Genomic DNA, 17,536 nt, shown 5'->3' with positions numbered 1-17,536 from the left:
ACACGATCGAGGAGACAGAACACCATGGAGCTTCGCCACTTGCGCTACTTCCTGGCGGTTGCCGAAGAAGGCCAGTTCACGCGTGCGGCCGAACGGCTGGCGATGCAACAGCCGCCGCTTTCGCAGCAAATTCGAACGTTGGAAGAAGAGATCGGCTTCGAGCTGTTCGTGCGCATGCCACGTGGCGTGAGCCTGACGCCCGCGGGGCAGGCCTTCGCGGAAGACGCCCAACGCTTGCTGCTGGAGTTGCAGCAGTCGGTGGACAAGGCGCACCGGATTGCGCGCGGCGAACTCGGCACGATCTCGATTGGCCTCACCAGTTCGGCTGCGTTCCATCCCTTCACGACAGAGACGATCCGGGCCTTTCGCGCGGTGTGTCCCGAGGTCGCCGTGGAACTTGCCGAACTCAACGCGGCGGAGATTATCGAGCGTTTGGCCGCGGGGCAGATCCAGGCCGCGTTTCTCCGCAAGCCGGTCGATGCGCGCGAGGGCGTGGCCTTCGAGTTATTGCTCGACGAGCCGATGGTGGTGGTCTTGCCCGTTGGGCATCCATTGCTGAAGGGAGCGGGCAAAAACCGTCCTCAGGTGTCGTTGCAGGCATTGGCGCACGAGGACTTCATTCTGGTGCGCCGGCCGGGAGCACCCGGCATGTATGCGGACATTCTGGCGGCCTGCAGACAAGCCGGGTTCGCACCGCGGATCGCGCGCGAGGTGCCGCGCATGGTGTCGGGCATCAATCTCGTTGCAGCGGGGTTGGGGGTCACACTGGTGCCGGCATCGATGCAACGTTACGACCAGGTGGGCACGGTATATTGCACGTTGAAGAATCCCGCGAAGTTGAGTGCTCCGCTGCATCTTGCCTACCCAGCGGGACTGCGCAATAGTGCGGCGACCCGCTTTATCGAACTGGTGAAGGCGCGCGTTCACGGCTGAATACGCCGGCTTCTCATGGCAGCGCCACAAAAGCGTGTGTCACAAAAAATCCCCGATTCAATAGTTTGCTAACGAATATTTAGGCAATACAATGTCGGCCATGTCGAATCTCAATGCCCTGCGCCGCACCGTCAGCAGCACCCTGGTCGTCGCTGCCAGAAAATGGCGGCGCACGAGCCACGGCGTGCTGGCGGCCTTCAATGTCTCCGAAGCGTGCGCCACGCCGCTGCTCACCGCCAGCCGGCTCGGTGAAGCGGTGCGGCAGGTTACGCTGGCCGATCACATCGGTATTGAAGGACCTTCGCTCGTGCGGCTGCTCGATCAGCTGTGCGCGGCCGGCCTGATGCGCCGCGACGAAGATCCCGAAGACCGCCGCGCCAAGACGGTGGTGCTCACCGAAGAAGGCCGCGCCGTCACCGCCAGAATGGAAGAAGAGCTCAACACGCTGCGGGCGCAAGCTTTGAAAGGCATCTCGCGCAGCGATCTCGAAGCGACCTTGCGAGTGCTGGCCGCTTTCACGGCCGACACAGCGGCGGCACACAACGCCAGGGATCCCGAGTAACGGTTTATGGCCTACCCCTCCATCCGCGACTGGCTGTTCTCCGTCAAGACGTTTGCCGCGGCGATGATTGCGCTCTATATCGGGCTCGCACTCGAGTTGCCGCGCCCCTACTGGGCGATGGCCACTGTTTACATCGTGTCGAATCCGTTTGTCGGCGCAACCCGCTCCAAGGCGCTCTATCGCGCGCTCGGCACCGCGCTCGGCGCGTCGGCCGCCGTGCTGCTGGTGCCACCGTTCGTCGAATCGCCGTATCTGTTCAGCGTGGTCGTCGCGTTGTGGACCGGCACGTTGCTGTATCTGGCGGTGGCCGACCGCACCGCGCGCAGCTACGTGTTCATGCTGGCGGCCTACACCATGCCGATCATCGCATTGCCGTCGGTGACCAATCCGGGCGGCGTGTTCGATCTGGCAATCAGCCGCACCGAAGAGATCACGCTCGGCATTGTGTGCGCGAGCATCGTCGGCAGTTCGCTGTTTCCTAGCCGGCTCGCGCCCACCATTATCGAGCGGACCGACGCGTGGTTTCGCGACGCCGCGTTCTATGCGACCGAAACCTTGTCCGGGCGTATTGCGGGCGCGGCGATTTCGGGGGCCCGTCAACGGATCGCCACCACGATCAACGGGCTTGAACTGCTGCTGAGCCAGCTTGCCTACGACCACACCCGGCCGGATATCCTGGCCCGCGCTCATGAGTTGCGCGGGCGCATGCAATTGCTGCTGCCCATGATGTCGGCGCTGGCCGATCCGCTGCTCGCCCTCTATAACAGCGGCCGGCAAACCTGGCCAGAAGGTCTCGAAGCGTTGCTCAACGACGTCACCAAGTGGTTCAACGCTCCCCTTCCCGCAGCCAGTGGGGGCTATCACCCCGACGCGGCAGCCAATGCCTTGCGCGAGCGCATCGCCGCGATGCAGCCGCCGCCGGCCGCGCTGGCAAGCTGGAACGGCGCGCTGCTTTCGAACGCGCTATGGCGTATGAAACAGGTGATCGACGTCTGGCAGGACTGCCGCTCGCTGCGCATCATCATCACGCGCGAAGAAGGCTCGTGGCGGCCACGTTTCCGGCATTGGCGGCTCGGCGGCACCGAACGGTTCTTCGACCGCGGCATCATGCTGTTTTCAACGGTTTCAGCGGGCGCCGCGGTGATCATTGCGTGCAGTCTGTGGATCAGTTCAGGCTGGGCAGACGGCGCCAGTGCGGTGACGCTGGCAGCGGTTGCCTGCTGCTTCTTCGCCGCGCTCGACGAACCCGCGCCCATGGTGTTCAGGTTCTTCGTCGCCACGGCGATCAGCGTGGTGGCCGCCGGCATCTATCTGTTCGCCGTGCTGCCACACGTGCATGATTTCCCGATGCTGGTCATCCTGTTCGCCGCGCCGTTCATCCTCGTCGGCACGTTGATCCCGCGTCCGGCGTTCAACATGGTGACGGTGCTGGTGGCGGTCAATACCGCCACCTTCATCAGCATTCAGGATGCCTACTCGGCCGACTTCCTGATCTTCCTGAACAGCAATCTCGCGGGTCTCGCAGGCTTGTTGTATGCCTATCTGTGGACCCGCGTAACGAGGCCGTTCGGCGCCGAGCTCGCGGCCTCCCGGCTGTTGCGCTCGAGCTGGGCCGACGTGGCGCTGACCGCTTCCACCCGAACCATCGAAGACCCGCGCAACCTCGCCGCGCGCATGCTCGACCGTCTGATGCAACTGATCCCGCGCCTTGCCGCCACGGACGACCATCGCCATCCGTCGATCGAAAGCTTTCGCGATCTGCGCATTGCCTTCAACGCGCTCGATCTGCGCCGCCTGACCCGCAAGCTCGGCGGCGAAGCGCCGGCCGCAATCGATCACGTCCTCGAAGACGTGCGCCAGTACTTCGAAACCTGCGTCGATCAGCGCGCGCGCCAACCGGTGCCCGAGAGCCTGATGTCGTCGATCGACACAGCGGTGGCGCGCGTTACGACACAGGGACTCGCCAATGCCGGCGCGCCCGGCCCGACCTCGCAAACCTCGGCGCGCCACTTGCGCGAGGCCTTGCACGCACTGGTCGGCTTGCGTCTTTCGCTGTTTCCGGCCACGCTAATCACACCCACGCCGCCCGAACCGGAGGCCGCTGCCTGATGCGCCCGTTCCGCCACCCCCTCCAACCCTTTGCCAGCCCCCGCGATGATCGGTGAAATCGATATCTTCGGCGTGTTCGTGCCGGCCGTGCTCGTGCTGATGCTGATCGCCTATCTGATCAACCTCGTCATTCGTACGGTGCTCGCGCGCGTCGGCTTTTACCGCTTCGTCTGGCACCGTTCCATCTTCGATCTCGGCATCTATGTGCTGGTGCTGGGCCTTGTCGTCGTCGTTTCGCACAGACTAATAACGTGAAAAAAACCTGGTTCTCCCTCGGTCAAATTCTGCTGACCCTGATCGTCGTCGTGGTTGCAGCCTTCGTGCTGTGGAAACTGGTCGCCTATTACATGTTCGCCCCCTGGACCCGCGACGGCCACGTGCGCGCCGACGTGATCCAGGTCGCGCCGGATATCTCGGGGCTGATCTCGTCGGTCGAAGTAGCCGACAACCAGCAGGTCAAGCAAGGCCAGGTGCTGTTCGTGATCGACCAGGCCCGCTATGCGCTCGCGCTGCGTCAGGCCCAGGCCACCGCGGAGCAACGCCGCGCCACCCTCGATCAGGCGCGCCGCGAAGACGCGCGCAACCGCAAGCTCGGCAATCTCGTCGCGGTGGAAACGGCTGAAGAAAGCCGCTCGCGTGTCGAAACGGCGGAGGCCGCGCTGGCCGATGCGAATGTCGCGATCGACACCGCGAGGCTGAATTTGCAACGCACCACAATCGTGAGTCCGGTCGACGGTTATCTGAACGACCGCGCGCCGCGCACCGGAGAATTCGTCTCCGCGGGCCGCGCGGTGCTGGCGGTGGTGGACATGCATTCGTTCCGTGTCGACGGTTACTTTGAAGAAACCAAGCTGCGCGGCATCGACATCGGCCAGCCGGTCGATATCCAGGTGATGGGCGAACCGAAGGTGCTGCGCGGTCACGTGCAAAGCATCGTCGCCGGGATCGAAGATCGCGACCGCACGCAGGGAACGAATCTGCTGCCCAACGTGAATCCGGCGTTCAGCTGGGTGCGTCTCGCGCAACGGATTCCCGTGCGCGTTGCACTCGACGAAGTCCCTGCCGACTTCCGCATGATCGCCGGACGCACGGCGACGGTGTCGGTGCTCGATTTGTCACTGAGCGGCAAGCGGCACCCGGCTACGGGCGCCTCGGGTGCAGTAGATGCTTCGGCGGCTTCGGCCACCTCAGCTATTCAACCGGCGTCCGCTGCCGCCACCTCGGGCGCATCGCAATGAAGCTGTCGCGCGCCCTGCCCTTATTACCGCTGCTGCCGCTCTTGCCGCTGGCGCTCACGCTCAACGGCTGCATGAACGTCGGCCCCAACTACGCGCTGCCGAAGCAGGCACTGGTCAATGCTCCGCTCGCCAATGCGCCGATCGAAGGCGCCGATGCCCGGCTGACCACGCGGCAGAACGTGCCCGCGATCTGGTGGAAACTCTATGACGATCCGGTGCTGAACAGCCTCGTCGACGCAGCGCTGCAATCGAATACCGACTTGCGCGTGGCAGCGGCTAACCTCGCGCGTTCGCGTGAAGCGCTGGGTGTGGCGCAGGCGCAGGGCGGTTTCTCCGGCAAGACGTCGGCAGTCATCGAACGCGCGCAGGAATCCGCCGAGCAGTATCTGCTCACCGAGAAGCTGCCGGTCGTCAATGAGGGCGACATCGGTATCAGCATCTCGTACGAAATCGACCTGTTCGGCAAACTGCGGCGTGGTGTCGAGGCGGCGTCGGCGGACACGGAAGCGGTGCAGGCGGCCGGCGATCTCGCGCGGATCACGGTGGTCGCAGATGTGGTGCGCGCTTATGTCGACCAGTGCTCGGCCGCCGAGGAACTCAAAATCGCGCAGCAGTCCCTGGCATTGCAGAAGCAGCGCGCGGACGTGTCGCGCCGGCTGCGCGACGCGGGTCGCGGCAATCAGCCCGATGTGACGCGCAACCAGACCCAGGTCGATACCCTGGCGGCGGATATTCCCCGCTACACGGCGCGCCGCCAGATTGCGCAATACCGGCTCGCGGCGCTGCTCGCACGCGCACCGTCCGATTTGCCGCCGGCCGTGCTGGCCTGCAACACGCTGCCGCAAATCCGTCAGCCGATTCCAATCGGCGACGGCGCCGCGCTACTCAAGCGCCGTCCGGACGTGCGCGAGGCCGAGCGTCAACTGGCGGCTTCGACCGCACGTATCGGCGTGGCGACGGGTGCGTTGTATCCGAGCGTGAGCATCGGTGCATCGGCGGGTTTGACGGGCGTTCTGGAGGATCTCGGCACGTCGCCCACGGCGCGCTGGGCTTTCGGCCCGCTGATCAGCTGGACCTTCCCGACGAACGGCGCGCGTGGCCGGGTGCGTGAAGCGCAGGCGTCGAGCACCGTCGCGCTGGCGAAGTTCGACGGCGTGGTGCTGACCGCGCTGCGTGAAACCGAAACCAGCCTCGCGACCTATGCGTCCGACACCATGCGCGCCGACGCATTGCGTGCCGCACTCAAGTCGGCCGCCCAGTCGGCGGATGAAACGCATCGGCTATACCTTGCCGGGCGCGAGTCGTTCATTTCGGATCTGGATGCGACGCGTACGCTGACTTCGACGAAGTCTCAGGTGGCGGCCGCGGAAGGTCAGGTGGCGATCGATCAGGTCAACCTGTTCCTCGCGCTGGGCGGCGGGTGGGAAACCGATACGCAGACGGCGCCGGGGGTGACTGGGTCTAATACGGGGTCTAACGCAGGGTCTACCGCCGGACCCACCTCCGCAACGCCCGCTGCCGCAGCACCGGCCAAGGCCATGCCCACGGCAGCCGCCAAAGCACCCTGACCGGGTTTACGACGCTTTAGCGCGGCGAAGACCCGGCAACCCGAAAACCGCGCTCGCAGGTCCGCACGTTTTGCAGTTCAGCCTGCAAATCACGTGCGATCTGCGCGGCCGCCTCTTCAGGACGCGCCTTGCCGCACATGAAAATATCGAGCGCGGCAAAGCGATGTTCAGGCCACGTGTGAATGGTAATGTGCGATTCCGCGAGCAGGACCACGCCCGTCACGCCATGTTCGCCACCGAAGTGATGAAAATGCGCCGATAGCACCCGTGCCCCAGCGGCACCCGCCGCGTTCACCAGAATCGTCTCAAGCGCCACGGCGTCACGCAGCAACGCCGCAGCGATTCCGCCCAGATCCGCCAGCACATGTGAGCCGCAGGCCTCGCGTGGAGTGGGCATGGATGTCATGGCAGTGCGCTCACTTATGCGCCCCATATGATGAATAACCGCTGCGCGCCGACGTACTGCCATAGCCGCCACCGCCGCTGCCGCCTCCGTTTCCGGTCATCGATGTGCAACTGAACATGACAATCACAACGAGCGCGTAAAGCACGTATAAAAGCTGTCTCACGCTTACCTCGACGTGCTTCGTGACGCGCCCTTGCGCGACACATGAGAGTCTTCATGCACGGCGCGCCAGATCCACTCCGGCGCCCACAATGCGACCATGCCGACGATCACCAGCACCGTCGAACCGTCGAATTCGAACAGTTTGTTGAAGTTGATGAACGCCATTGCGACAGTAGCGATCCAGGGCCACGGACCGAACGCGCCTTTCCTCGGCCCTTCGCTTTTTCCCGTCACGCTGCCGCTCGCGGACTCGGCCCCACGTCCGCCGGCCGTTTCGGCCGATAGTTCCGGCACGCCGAATCGTTCGGCTACCTTGCTATTGCTCAAAGGCTTTGCGCACGACCAGACGATTTCATCGGCGGTGGTTTCGCGCGTCATCTTGAAGTCGCGCCACGCGAAATCGGTAATCGACGTCTTGTCGCCCACCTGAACCCGCCAATTGAACGCGCCCGCCACGTACATGACTTCGGCGTCGTAGCGCTCGCGCTCACGGTAGGTCTTACCAGCTTCGAGCACCTGACCGTCCTGGCCGATCATCGGCCAACGGTTCAACACATCGACACGTTCCCAGTTGCCTTCGCTATGCACGAGCCACAGAAAACCGCGTTCGAGGTTGTGAAGCAGATATTCGTCCCAGCTGGATTCGGCGTCAGGAGTACGGCAGCGCATCAAGCCGAGCACCGTATATTTCGCGCCATCGAACGTGGCGCTCGCGCCCAGCTGCAGCGCGGTTTCGATGGCCTCGACGCTGCGCTTCTTCGAAAACAGCGTGGCCTGTTCGGCGCTGCAATCGACACCCGCATGGCACGATCCGCAGATCACGTAGTTCGCCACGCCCGCAGGGCAATCAAGCGATGCCCCGCAACTCGGGCAGGTGAATGCCGCAAGCTCGCCCCGATAACGACCGGCAGATTCGCGAATCTGCGCTTCGTCGCGCAACCCCTGGCAGGCGAGCGAGGCTAACTCGACCGACTCGCCCTCGTACACCACCGGCTTGCCCGTCTGCTGATCCGCATCGGAATAGTCGAGCGTGATGAATCTGTCTTCGTAGCGGAAATCGGCGACACGCGCCTGCCAGCCGTCGCCGACACGAAACGGCAGCTCGCCCTCGCCGCCGACGCATTGCGCCGTGCGAATGTCCGACGCCAGATAGCGCTTGCCGCCGAATTCGAAGGGCACGCCCGGGCTCAGCGAATCGAATGGCGGAAGCGCACTGCTGTTACCGTCAAGATCCTTTTGCGTGGTAACCGCGTATTGCCCGGACGCATCGGAGAGCCAGGCAAACGTGCCGTCGTCGAAAGCGGCGTACCACTCGGTCCAGTAGCCCGCGTCGTAGCGTAGCTGGATGCGCCCGAGCAGCGTGAAAGTACGCGACGCGTAGAGACCCGTGGCGCCGAGTTGCAGCGGCGAATAGTCCTCGAACACCGAGGCCATCTCGCCGATCCGTTCGACCGCTTCGCCGCGTTTGAGCAAGGTGCTGCGGCACGACTCGCAGACGGCCATCACCGCCGCGGCGGAACGGAACTCGAGCGGTGCGCCGCATTGTGGACACGAAGTACTGAACATCGAGGGCGTTTATTTCGTCAGCTTGGCGAGAATCTCGGCTTTCGCCTTCGCGTAGTCGTCTTCGGTAACGAGGCTCTTGTCCAGCAGGGTCTTGAGTTGTTGCAGGCGCTCCACGTAATCGTTCGAGGAGGTTTGCGCCGGTTGTTCCGTTTGCCCCTGCGTCTGCGAGTTGAGCGCACCCGTCATTGCCTGACCGATCGCCGCGCCGGCCGCCATACCGGCGCCCACACCGGCGATGCCGCCTTCGTTTTGCGCGGCGAGCGGAATGGATTGCGCCGCCTGGTACTGCGCGAACTTGTTCAGGTCGCCGCTCATGCCGACGCTGATGCGTGCATCGAGCGTCTTTTGCAGCGCATCAGGCAGCGACACGCTTTGCACGGCGAACGAATCGAGCGCAACACCGTAGCGCGCGAATACCGGTGCGAGCGCCTGGCCAATGCGCTGCGACAGCAGCTCCTGATTCGCGGCCATATCGATGAACGGTACGTCTGCCGTTCCAAACGCCACGCTCATTGCAGTCACGACCAGGTTGCGCAGCTGCTGTTCGAGATCGTCGACGGTGTAGATCGCGCGCGTGCCGCTGATCTCGCGATGAAACGACGGCACGTCGACCACACGATATGAATAGATGCCGAATGCACGCACCTGCACAAGCCCGAACTCACGATCGCGGATCGTGACGGGCTGCGGGGTGCCCCAGCGGCGGCCAAGCTGCAAACGCGTGCTGAAGAAATACACGTCGGACTTGAACGGCGACTCGAACAGCTTGTCCCAATTGCGCAAGCTGGTCAGCACGGGCATCGTGCGGGTGGTCAAGGTGTAAAGCCCGGGGCCGAATACATCGGCAATCCGCCCTTCGTTGACGAATAGCGCCATTTGCGATTCGCGCACCGTAAGTTGACCGCCGTACTGGATTTCCTGGTCTTCCATCGGATAACGCCAGGCCAATACGCCGTCGCGTTCTTCCGTCCATTGCAAAACGTCGACAAATTGCTTGCGAATAAACGATCCGAAACTCATTGTGCACTCCTCGCGCGAGGCGCCCGCCTATAAGGCAATTGTATGAATTGGGTTAAACGGAAATCAGGTCAGACAGGCAGCGTTGATAATACCGACAACTAGCGACGCGCTGCCCATCAAGCCGCCCATAGCGGTATTGCGCGTTTCGATCGCGTGGTTCATGCCGGGCAGAAGCCGGGTAAGCAACGCGTAAGTGGCAACCTGCACGACCATCGCGCCGAATGCCCAGATCAGCACCAGCAGCAGCGTGGAGTTGTGCGCGATGCTCGAGGCCAGCGTCAGGCAGAAACCGACCAGCGCGCCGGCAAAGGAAAGGAGTGCCGCGATATTGCCTTCGCGTATCAAAGCCAGTTCGTCGAACGGTGTGACCTTGAGGTAAACTGCCGCGAATCCGAGGATCAGCGCAAAAGCCGACAGTAAATGAATCCCATAAGAAAAGGCATCACCCATTTATTCCCCCGGATTTTGCATGCCGCGCATGCCGTTTCTACCGGCCCTGATTATGCCGGCAGCGCCGATCGACGGCTCGCAGAAATCGCCGCCAGTATATCCAGATCGGACCGGGGTGCCCAGCACGATGAATAAACATAATCGCACGCTGATTCTGTCGGTACTGGTGCTGGCCTCATGCGGATTGGGTTACGAACTGATCAGCAGCACGCTCTCGAGTTATTTGCTGGGCGACTCGGTGCTGCAGTTCTCGTCGGTGATCGGCTGTTATCTGTTTGCAATGGGCGTCGGTTCATGGCTCGCCAAGTTCATCGACGATGACGACGTGCTCGATCGCTTCGTCGATATCGAATTGCTGGTGGGTTTGCTCGGCGGTCTGTCGGCGGCCATGCTGTTCGGTGTGTTCGCGTGGCTCTCGGCGCCGTTTCGCGCGGCGCTCTATGCGGTGGTGCTGGTGCTTGGCGTCCTGATCGGCATGGAGATTCCGCTCGTGATGCGCGCGTTCCAGCAGCGCCGCCAGGCGTTTCGCCATACCGTCAGCGATGTCCTGAGCTTCGACTATCTCGGCTCGCTCGCGGTCTCGCTGCTGTTTCCCCTCGTGCTCGCGCCACGTCTCGGCCTGCTGCGCACCGGCTTCCTGTTCGGCATTCTCAACGCGCTGGTTGCGTTATGGACCACGCACACGTTCCGCGCCGAAATCAGCAACGTGCCCGGCAAGCTGGCGCGTGCCGCGCTCGTGATCAGCCTGCTCGCGGCAGGTTTCGTGCTCTCGGAGCGCCTCACCCATTGGGCCGAACACGGTCTTTACGGCGACGAGACGATCTTCTCCGAAACCACGCCGTACCAGCGTATCGTGCTCACGCAATGGCACGACGACATGCGCCTGTACCTTAACGGCAATCTGCAATTCTCTTCGCGCGACGAGCATCGCTATCACGAAGCATTGATTCATCCGACGCTCGAAGCGCTGCCGTGGGCCAAACACGTGCTGGTGCTCGGCGGCGGCGACGGCCTCGCCGTGCGTGAAATTCTCAAGCATCGCAACATCGAAAGCGTGACGCTGGTCGACCTCGATCCGGCGATGACCACGCTGTTTTCGAATTCCGCGCCGCTCGTCAAACTCAATCAGGGTTCGCTCAAAGATCCCCGCGTGCATGTGATCAACGACGACGCCGTGCGCTGGCTCGAATCGAATGCCGAGGTATTCGACGCGATCGTGGTCGATTTCCCCGATCCGACCAACTTCGGTTTGGGCCGTCTGTATTCGGTGCCGGTGTACCGGATGCTGTCGCGGCATCTCTCGGAGAACGGCTATGCCGTCATTCAGTCCACCTCACCGTATTTCGCGCCGCATGCGTACTGGACCATCGTCGACACCTTGCGCGAAGCGGGCTTCAATACGTGGCCGTATCACTGCTATGTGCCTTCGTTCGGCGACTGGGGATTTGTGATCGCGGGCAAGCGGCGCGATTACACGATCCCGACGCATTATTCGGTGCCCACGCGCTGGCTCGACGCGCAAACCGCCGTCGAGATGTTTCACTTCCCCGCCGATATGCCGGCCTTGCCGATGGCGCCGAACCAGTTGAACGACCAGCCGCTCGTCCGCCTTTTCGACGAGGACTGGAAGCACGTGCTGCGCTGATGGACCGCCGCACTTTTCTGCTCGCCGGCGCGGCGGCTTCGCTCGCCGGTTGCGGGCGCACCGGCTGGATCGAGACGACGCCGGTGATCGACAGCCCCGGCATGCGCGAGGGTCACGCGCTGCGCGACCATCGCGGCTTGCCGCCGCCCTCGGGCACGATCGAAACCGACATCGCGATTCTCGGTGCCGGTGCCGCGGGTTTGTCGTGCGCCTGGCAACTCGCGCGTGCGGGGCACAAAGACTTCGTCGTGCTGGCCGGACCGGAGTTCGGCGGCAACGCGGCGGGCGGCCAGTATGGCGATCTCGGCTATCCGAAGGGCGCGCACTACCTGCCGTTACCTTCGATGGAATCGACTCACCTGCGCGATATGCTCGCCGACCTCGGTGTCATCGAAGCCGATCCGTTCACAGCGCGGCCGGTGTTCGATGAACGCGTGCTGGTGCATGCGCCTGACGAACGTCTGCTGATCGACGGCCAGTGGCAGGACGGTCTCGTGCCCACGCTTGGCATCAACCCGGCGGAGCTCGCCCAGCAGCAGCGTTTTTTCGCCTATACCGACTCGTTGCGCACGGCGTTCGGCAAGGACGGCCGCAAGGTGTTCTGCATTCCGCTCGCGCAGTCTTCGCAAGATACGCAATGGCGTGCGCTGGACAAGCGCTCGTTCAGGCAATGGCTGCTCGACGAGGGTTATACCGCGCCGTCGCTGCACTGGTATCTGAACTACGCCTGCCGCGACGATTTCGGCGCGGGTTACGAACGTGTCTCCGCGTGGGCCGGCTTGCACTACTTTTCCGCGCGCGGCGGCCATGCGCGCAACGCGGAGGATGGCGCGGTGCTGACCTGGCCCGATGGCCTGCACAGCATGGTGACCCGGTTGAGCGCGTCCATCGGCAAGCGAGTGGGTGAGCACAAATGGTCGCTGCCCGGCTTCGCAGCGCGTGTCGACGAGAAAGCCGGTGGCATCGAGGCGCTGTGCGTTCGCATCGACAGCAACAACATGCCCACCACCTTCGTGCTGAAAGCGCGCCGCGCGGTCTGTGCGATGCCGCTCTTCGTCGCGCAGCACGTGATGCCGCAATCGCTGCGCGCCTACGGCTTCGACGCCGCACGCGATCTGCCGCCGCGCGCGCCGTGGCTGGTATCCAACTTCCTGATGGACGGCATGCCGCGCGAAGCGCAAGGCGTGCCGCTCGCGTGGGACAACGTCGTTTATCGCGGTGACGGTCTCGGCTACGTGGTCTCGACCCATCAATTGATCCGTTTGTCGCCGCCGCAGCGCTCGGTGTTCTCGGCTTACCAGGCACTGAACCTCGATGCGCCCGATGACACGCGCCGCTGGCTTGCCGCCGCGCATCCCGACGACTTGCGCACCCAGGCGGCGATCGACCTGGTACCGGCCTACGGCCGCGATCTGTGGCGCCATGCCGCCGCGCTGGAAATCACTGTACGCGGTCACGCCATGGCCACACCCGACGTGGGTTTCCTGAGCCGCCCCGGCCTGCTCGCCTTGCGCGACGCGAACGGCCCGATCCTGTTCGCCCATGCCGATCTTTCAGGGATGTCGCTGTTCGAGGAAGCGTCCTATTGGGGCGTACTGGCGGCGAACCGGGCGATGGCCTGAGCTTCCCGCCTCGCCTCATCCGGGTAAATCACTATTATTGACAAGCTTTCTTTTGCCTTTCAGTTCAGGTTAAATACGAACCTCAACACCACACGTTACGGGGTCACGTATGTCGCATTTCATGCAAGGCGCAGCCACGCTGGGCGGTTGTATCGGCGTTTTCACGGTAGTGGTGGCGGTCGTGGAGATGCTGGCGAACTGAGCGCGCCGGACTCGTGCCCGGCTCACCCAGGCGTTCCTGTCAGCGGTAATGCCAGCCTCAAGCGGAGCGCCGTCTTGCAGCCGCCTGGTGAATCGCCGCCCTTACCCTCGGATACGTGCCGCAACGGCACACGATGTTGGACATCGCCTCGTCGATGTCCGCATCGGTGGGATTGGGTTTCTGTTTAAGCAGCGCGCAGGCCGCCATCAACTGCGCGCTCTGGCAATAACCGCACTGCACCACGTCGAGATCGATCCACGCCGCTTTTAGCGCCTGCGCTTCGGCGCCCTGCACGCCTTCGATCGTCGTGATCTTCTGTGAGTGCAAGCTCGACATCGGCGTCTGGCAGGCAAGGCCCGCCTTGCCGTCCAGGTGGATCGTGCACGCGCCGCAGATGCCCACCCCGCAGCCGAACTTGGTGCCGGTCATGCCGAGGTCGCAGCGCAGCACCCACAGAAGCGGCATGTCCGGTTCAGCCTGCACAGCGACCGCCCGGCCGTTGATGTTTAGCGATCCCATGTTTTCTCCGTCAATCTGAGCGTTTTATGCAACCCTCAACGGCAGCGCGCGCAAGCGCTGGCCGGTCAGCGCGAATACCGCGTTGGCCACCGCCGGCGCAACCGGCGGCACGGCCGGCTCGCCGACACCCTGCGGGTGCATCTGGCTTGGCATGATGTCGACGTCGATCACCGGACAGTCGTTCATCCGCACAACAGGGAAATCGACGAAGTTTTTCTGCGCCACCTGCCCGCCGATGATGGTGATTTCGTCCTGCAACGCAGTCGAGAGGCCGAATACGATGCCGCCCTCCATCTGCTGACGAATCAGGTTTGGATTCACCGGCAGTCCACAATCGATCACGCAGACAACCCGATGCACGCGAATCTGCTTGTTCGCACCGACCGATACTTCCGCCACCTGCGCGACCACACTCCCGAACGCTTCGTGCAGCGCGACGCCGCGCGCCCGCTTTGCGCCATCGGCGGCATGCGTCAAGGGACGCCCCCAATCCGACAAGGCCGCAACGCGCCTTAACACCGCCAGATGGCGCGGATGCTGCGCGAGCAGCGCCGCGCGAAACGCGATCGGATCCTGACCGGCGGCAAAGGCGAGTTCGTCGGTAAAACTCTCGGTGAAAAACGCCTGATGCGAATGACCGACCGAGCGCCAGAATCCAATCGGAACCGGTAATTCAACGATCTTGTGCGCCACGCGCGCGGTGGGCCATTCGTAGGGCTGATCAAATGCGCCCTCACAAGTGGTCTTGTCGATCGGAATGCGCGGCACGCCGTAGTAACGCGCGAGCGATTCCGGCACGATCGCCTGACTCGCCGAAGTGGCATGCCACGCAACGAGCTTGCCGTCTTTGTCGAGACCGCCCTTGAGTCGCGACACGCACGCCGGACGATAGAAATCATGCGTGAAATCCTGCGCACGCGACCATATCGTTTGTACCGGACGGCCGCCGCCTTCACGCGCAATCGCCGCGGCTTGAGCGATGAAATCGAGCTCGAGACGGCGCCCGAAAGCCCCGCCGAGCAGTTGCGTTTGCACGTCGACCTTGTCGGCGTCGATGTCCAGCACTTTCGCGACGTGCTGCCGCGCGAGCGCCGGCATTTGCGTGGAAACCCAAACGGTGGCCGCGCCATCCGCAACCTGCACCGTGCAATTCACCGGCTCGACCGCGCCATGCGCGAGATACGGTGCGTGGTACTCGGCGCTGATCGTTCGCGCCGCGCCGCTCAATGCAGCGTCGACGTCGCCGCGGTGGTAATAGGCGTAACCGTCGCTGTCATCGAGCGCTTGCCCGAGCTGGGAGTCGACGTTTGCGCTCGACAGATTGGCTGCAGCGCCGTCATTCCACACCACGTTGATGGCGCTCACGGCATTCATCGCGCGGAACGGGTTGTCGGCGATTACAGCGACGCCGCCGCTGCCACCCGCGTACGGTCCTAGCGCAAACGCCTTGATGAAGCCGGGCATGATCCTGGCAGGCGAGGCGTCGAAATGCGCCACCGTGCCGCCTAACGTAGGACACATCACCACGCTTGCATAGATAAGACCGTCAGGTAGCGCGTCAATGCCGAAGCGCGCCGTGCCGTTGATTTTCGACGCGGCTTCGATACGCCTCATCGGTTTGCCGATCAGTTTGAACTCCGCGGGATCTTTCAGCGCGACCTTGCGTGGCAGCGGTTGCTGCGCAGCCATCGTGGACAGTTCTCCGAAGCTCGCCTTGTGACCCGCTGCATGCAATACGTAGCCGCTTTCCGTACGGCATTCGCCGGGCGCCACCTTCCATTGCGCGGCCGCCGCGCCGATCAGCATCGCGCGCGCCGAGGCGCCGGCCTCACGCATCGGAGACCATAGATCGTTCATGCTCGATGAACCGCCCGTCATCATCGTGCCGGCGTCGCGCACCAGCTTGCGAGTCATCCAGACCGTGGCGCGCTTCATGGTGCTGTCGTCGTCCGGGCGAAACGGCAGATCGTCGACGATGTTCTGCACGCTGTTGTAGATCTTGTCGATCGGCGAGTTTTCGACGCGAATCTGCGACCAGTCGGCGTCGAGTTCTTCGGCCAGCAGCATGGCAAGACCCGTGTGGATACCCTGCCCCATTTCCGCTTTGCACACCACGATCGTCACGGTGTTGTCCGCGGCGATTTTGACCCAGCCGTTGAGCGCAACCTGATTGCCTTCCACCGGCAACGGCGTGGAGGCAGTCAGACGCTGCCCCGGTGGCAGCACCGACCAGCCGACCAGCAGCACGCCGAACGCGCCGGCGCCGCCTAGCAGGAAGGTTCTGCGCTTTAACATCATCTGGCTCGATCAGCTTGCACGGTGGCGGAGAAGCTGTAGAAGCGCGGCTTGGCGCGGGAGCTTGGTTCGTTGGAACAGTAATAAGACGGGAGAGTGGCTGGGGGACTGAAAGCTAAGCGGTTTCAGCCGAGTTGAACAGTGCAGGCAGATGCCCTTCGAGCAAAAGGCGGTGCAAGCCGCGTGTCAGTTCATTAAATGTTATTCGTCGCGTGGTGGCACGCTGCAGCGCAACTGGCTTGAACGGCGGAAAAATGCGAGAAGTGGCGGATTTTTGCTTTCACCCGCCCTCCCGAATCATCTCAATCAACGCCCGCAGTCCCGCCGGGACATGACGTCGCCCAGGATAGTAAAGACACAACCCATCGAACGGCGGCGTCCAGTCTTCCAGCACACGCTGCAGCGTGCCCGCCTCCAGATCCGCTGCCACGTTCCATTCGGTCATATACGCCAGTCCGAATCCTTCGCGGGCCGCCTCCATGATGAGCGACGGTTCATCGAGCGTCAGGATGCCCTGCACATCCACGCTGCAAGCCTCGCCGCGTCGCTCGAACTCCCAGTGATAAATACGCCCGCTCGGCATGCGCATGCGGATACAACGGTGTGCACGCAGATCGTCCGGCGTGCGCGGCTGCGAATGTTCGGCGAAATAGGCGGGACTCCCAACGACTGCAAAACGCTGCGGCCGGTTGAACGGCACGGCGATCATGTCCTGCGGCACAGTCTCAGCCAGCCGAATACCGGCATCGAAGCCCTCTACCACGATGTCGATCATGCGCCCCTCGGCGACGAGATCCAGCTTCATGTCCGGATAGCGCCGCAGGTATTCCAGCAGCATGGGCATCACCTGGCGCGCCGCGCCCGTCGATGTGTTGATGCGCAGCGTGCCCGCAGGCGTGTCGCGATAGCTGCCGGCCTGCTCGATAGCCACGCGGATGGTCGACAACGCCGGCGCCACACTGTCGACGAATTGCGCGCCAGCTTCGGACAAGGACACGCTACGTGTGGTCCGATTAAAGAGGCGCACGCCGATGCGTGCCTCCAGCGCCGCAATCGCATGGCTCAGCGCCGACGTCGATACGCCAAGTTCCGTGGCCGCTGCGCGGAAGCTGCGATGGCGCGCCACCGCAAGCACGCCCTCCAGTTCGCTCAAACCAGGCGTCTTCATTATCCCATCCTGTTCAACGAATCATCCTTGATTATATGGCTAGTCAGCCTAATCCAATGCGCCTATCTTTG

Annotated in this window: 15 protein-coding genes; 8 read left to right on the top strand and 7 right to left on the bottom strand. The window is 63.3% G+C overall.

The genetic code is table 11. The annotated features are described in order from the left end of the window. Nucleotides 1–24 precede the first annotated feature (24 nt). From BCY88_RS36840 to BCY88_RS36815, 6 genes are all read left to right on the top strand, one after another. Nucleotides 25–933 carry a LysR family transcriptional regulator gene (locus BCY88_RS36840; protein ID WP_120348984.1) on the top strand — a complete coding sequence of 303 codons (909 nt, stop codon included), beginning with the start codon at nt 25–27 and terminating at the stop codon, nt 931–933. A 100-nt stretch (nt 934–1,033) separates the two neighbouring features. Continuing rightward, nucleotides 1,034–1,495: a MarR family winged helix-turn-helix transcriptional regulator gene (locus BCY88_RS36835; protein ID WP_120349024.1), complete on the top strand. Its 462-nt coding sequence runs from the start codon at nt 1,034–1,036 to the stop codon at nt 1,493–1,495. A 6-nt stretch (nt 1,496–1,501) separates the two neighbouring features. Beyond that, nucleotides 1,502–3,604 (top strand): FUSC family protein, encoded by a 2,103-nt coding sequence (locus BCY88_RS36830; RefSeq protein ID WP_120348983.1) that lies wholly within the window; start codon nt 1,502–1,504, stop codon nt 3,602–3,604. Nucleotides 3,605–3,649: 45 nt separating this feature from the next. Continuing rightward, nucleotides 3,650–3,859 carry a DUF1656 domain-containing protein gene (locus tag BCY88_RS36825; RefSeq protein WP_120348982.1) on the top strand — a complete coding sequence of 70 codons (210 nt, stop codon included), beginning with the start codon at nt 3,650–3,652 and terminating at the stop codon, nt 3,857–3,859. Next, nucleotides 3,856–4,842, top strand: a complete 987-nt coding sequence (locus BCY88_RS36820) for an efflux RND transporter periplasmic adaptor subunit (RefSeq protein WP_120348981.1) — start codon at nt 3,856–3,858, stop codon at nt 4,840–4,842. Before BCY88_RS36825 ends, BCY88_RS36820 begins: the two co-directional genes overlap by 4 nt. Further along, nucleotides 4,839–6,410 (top strand): efflux transporter outer membrane subunit, encoded by a 1,572-nt coding sequence (locus tag BCY88_RS36815; protein WP_120348980.1) that lies wholly within the window; start codon nt 4,839–4,841, stop codon nt 6,408–6,410. The genes BCY88_RS36820 and BCY88_RS36815 overlap by 4 nt, the downstream gene beginning before the upstream one ends. 16 nt (nt 6,411–6,426) lie before the next feature. On the opposite strand, the gene speD is transcribed toward BCY88_RS36815, so the two are convergent. From speD to BCY88_RS36795, 4 genes are all read right to left on the bottom strand, one after another. Beyond that, on the bottom strand, nt 6,427–6,816 hold the full coding sequence (gene speD, locus BCY88_RS36810) for an adenosylmethionine decarboxylase (protein WP_120348979.1): 390 nt from the start codon (nt 6,814–6,816) through the stop codon (nt 6,427–6,429). A gap of 165 nt (nt 6,817–6,981) precedes the next feature. Further along, nucleotides 6,982–8,544, bottom strand: a complete 1,563-nt coding sequence (locus BCY88_RS36805) for a DUF4178 domain-containing protein (protein WP_120348978.1) — start codon at nt 8,542–8,544, stop codon at nt 6,982–6,984. A gap of 9 nt (nt 8,545–8,553) precedes the next feature. Then, entirely contained in the window at nt 8,554–9,564 is a 1,011-nt protein-coding gene (locus BCY88_RS36800) for an SPFH domain-containing protein (RefSeq protein WP_120348977.1), read from the bottom strand. Nucleotides 9,565–9,627: 63 nt separating this feature from the next. Continuing rightward, nucleotides 9,628–10,014, bottom strand: coding sequence for a DUF350 domain-containing protein (locus BCY88_RS36795; RefSeq protein WP_120348976.1), 387 nt, complete (start codon nt 10,012–10,014; stop codon nt 9,628–9,630). A 127-nt stretch (nt 10,015–10,141) separates the two neighbouring features. Between BCY88_RS36795 and BCY88_RS36790 the strand changes: the two genes are divergently transcribed. Next, the gene (locus tag BCY88_RS36790) at nt 10,142–11,659 is read left to right on the top strand and encodes a polyamine aminopropyltransferase (protein ID WP_120349023.1); all 1,518 of its coding nucleotides are present in this window, start codon (nt 10,142–10,144) and stop codon (nt 11,657–11,659) included. Next, a complete protein-coding gene (locus BCY88_RS36785) occupies nt 11,659–13,281 on the top strand; it encodes an NAD(P)-binding protein (RefSeq protein ID WP_120348975.1) in 1,623 nt (540 codons plus the stop codon). Before BCY88_RS36790 ends, BCY88_RS36785 begins: the two co-directional genes overlap by 1 nt. A 259-nt stretch (nt 13,282–13,540) precedes the next feature. Here BCY88_RS36785 and BCY88_RS36780 read toward each other — a convergent pair whose 3' ends face one another. The 3 genes from BCY88_RS36780 to BCY88_RS36770 all read right to left on the bottom strand — a co-directional run bounded on the left by BCY88_RS36780 (nt 13,541) and on the right by BCY88_RS36770 (nt 17,465). After that, entirely contained in the window at nt 13,541–14,002 is a 462-nt protein-coding gene (locus BCY88_RS36780) for a (2Fe-2S)-binding protein (RefSeq protein WP_120348974.1), read from the bottom strand. Between the two features lie 24 nt (nt 14,003–14,026). Further along, entirely contained in the window at nt 14,027–16,297 is a 2,271-nt protein-coding gene (locus BCY88_RS36775; RefSeq protein WP_120349022.1) for a xanthine dehydrogenase family protein molybdopterin-binding subunit, read from the bottom strand. A gap of 280 nt (nt 16,298–16,577) precedes the next feature. Beyond that, complete coding sequence (locus tag BCY88_RS36770; RefSeq protein WP_120348973.1) at nt 16,578–17,465, bottom strand: LysR family transcriptional regulator; 888 nt, start codon at nt 17,463–17,465, stop codon at nt 16,578–16,580. Nucleotides 17,466–17,536 lie beyond the last annotated feature (71 nt).

Source organism: Paraburkholderia fungorum (assembly GCF_003610895.1).
GTDB classification, from domain to species: Bacteria; Pseudomonadota; Gammaproteobacteria; order Burkholderiales; family Burkholderiaceae; genus Paraburkholderia; species Paraburkholderia fungorum_B.
The sequence above is the reverse complement of the archived record's forward strand: the minus strand, read 5'-3'. Positions and strand labels throughout refer to the sequence as shown.